Genomic DNA, 2,182 nt, shown 5'->3' on the forward strand with positions numbered 1-2,182 from the left:
TTTCATACCTTATATGACTTTACCGCCCTTCACTATAGAACTTTTTGAGCTAAGCAGGTAAACGGCGTTCATGATGGAAACACACAAATGCCCGCGGTTGCCACGGCACCAGCTTCTCCATCCTGGCAAGAAACCGCTCGCGGCGGGTGACCTTCTTCTTGTTCTGGTGCTCAGCCTGGGCGAATGAGATCTGTTTCATCGGAGTGGCTCTGTCAGCGGGTGTTGGACGACAGGTCAGATTTTACCTCGTCGGTGGCTATGAGGCAGCTCCGACGGGATTTATGCAGCGTTTCCTTAAGCGTTTTCAGAAGTGCCGAGAGAGGTTGGCCAGAATATTGGGTGGGGCAGGGAAATGTTATTTTCATTTGCTCATAAAATGATTCAATATCAAACGATAGATGAGCTACTAGTCATATACCTGAATCCGTGAGACCGGCCCCCGGAAGCACTTCTAACCCACTGACCTGCATGGCAATATAGCCATTATCGCCATTCACCCAGACAGTGCCATGCCCAACATAAAGTTCCGCGCCAGTCGCCGCACCCTCACCAGCCACGCCGGGCTGTCCATCATCGGGCAATGCTTCGAGATCGCTGGCGTCGACAGCATCGACAGCCGCTTCCCCACCACGCTGGGCATGCGCACCAGTGACGTGATCAAGAGCTACCTGGGCCTGCTGTGTCTGGGCATGAGCGACTATGACGCTGTCGAGAACTTCCGCCGCGACAAGCCCTTCCAACAACTGCTGACCCTGCAGAAGGTGCCGAGCGCGGCGACGCTGCGACAGCGGCTGGAGAAACTTGCCGCCAACGACCTGCAGGCGCGCACCGCCACCTGGTCCACGACCCTGCTGTCACTGATCGAAGCACCGATCACCGCCGAGACGACGCACGTCTGCCTGGACATCGACACCTTCGTCATGGACAACAGCAACTCGAAGAAGGAAGGCGTCTCGCGGACCTACCAGAAGGTCGATGGCTACACCCCGATCGCCGCCTATCTGGGCAACGAAGGGTGGTGCCTGGGTCTGGAACTGCGGCCTGGCAAGCAGCACACCATGAAGGAGAGCAACGCCTTCCTGGAGCGGGTACTGCCTCGCGCCCAATGCCTGACCAGGCAACCGATCCTGTTACGCGAGGACAGCGGCTTCGACAGCCAGGCGCACCTGGCGCTTCTCGAACAGCAACGCCAGGTCTTTGCCGACGAGGGGCGCCGGCTCGACTATGTCGTCAAATGGAACCCGCGCGGCTCGGCCACGGCTGATCGAGATACCTGGCTGGCGGTGGCGGCGGACTACTGGGAAGAGCTGCGTCCTGGCAAGCGCCAGGCGCTGTGGCCGCAGACCGTCTCGATCCACGACGACAACAAGACCGAATACGTCGTCCAACGCGTGATGCGCCTGGTAGAGCGCACCGCCGATCGCGATGGCCAGTTGCTGCTCGAACCGGACTATGAGTTGGAAGGCTGGTGGACCAGCCTGGACGAGGCGCCGGAGGCGGTGATCAAGCGCTACCAGGCGCATGCCACCCATGAGCAGTTTCACAGCGAGATCAAGACCGATCTCGACCTGGAGCGCTTGCCGTCCGGCAAGTTCGCCACCAACGATCTGATCCTGCATCTCGCCCAGTTGGCCTACAACATCCTGCGCCTGATGGGACAGCTGGGCATGACCGGCGAGCTGAGCCCGGTTCGCCACCCGGCCAAGCGGCGCCGGCTGCGCACCGTGCTACAAGAGCTGGTGCACCGTGCGGCTCTCGTGATTCACAAGGCACGGCAGATCATCCTCGACGTCGGGCAGGATATCGGGCGCATGACGGTGCTCAAGACGCTGCGGAGCCGACTGCGTTATCCACGAGGAACGCCATGCTGACCGTCAATCGGCGACACTCTATCCACAAGCAGTTCCAAGCGACACGCGATCGCCAGATATGTCGTGCCTGGCGGGTGGAAAGGCATGACAAAACGGGCCGTCAGCACCGATCAGCACGGTGGGTTTTGGCAATAACGGGCTTGCGAAAGCCAACTTGCACGGGGCGAATGATCAAAAAGTGCTCGCTGGCGGTGATAGGGAAAGTGTCGGCGCCGGCTTCACGGATTCAGGTTCTTGTCATGAGAACTCCTGAGCCTGGATGTAAGGAACCTTCGATAGAACCTTTAGTATTGCTTAGGCTATCATGAGTG

1 protein-coding gene and 1 pseudogene are annotated in these 2,182 nt (G+C 59.3%); one reads left to right on the plus strand and one right to left on the minus strand.

Annotated features, from left to right (window positions below; translation table 11 throughout):
* Positions 1-97: 97 nt before the first annotated feature.
* Positions 98-199 (minus strand): annotated as a pseudogene (locus NFR51_RS10910) (IS5/IS1182 family transposase); the annotation flags it as partial.
* Positions 200-509: 310 nt separating this feature from the next.
* Between NFR51_RS10910 and NFR51_RS10915 the strand changes: the two are divergent.
* Positions 510-1,871 carry an IS1380 family transposase gene (locus NFR51_RS10915; protein WP_016915294.1) on the plus strand — a complete coding sequence of 454 codons (1,362 nt, stop codon included), beginning with the start codon at positions 510-512 and terminating at the stop codon, positions 1,869-1,871.
* Positions 1,872-2,182: the final 311 nt, after the last annotated feature.

Source organism: Lactococcus ileimucosae (assembly GCF_943193185.1).
GTDB classification, from domain to species: domain Bacteria; phylum Bacillota; class Bacilli; order Lactobacillales; family Streptococcaceae; genus Lactococcus; species Lactococcus ileimucosae.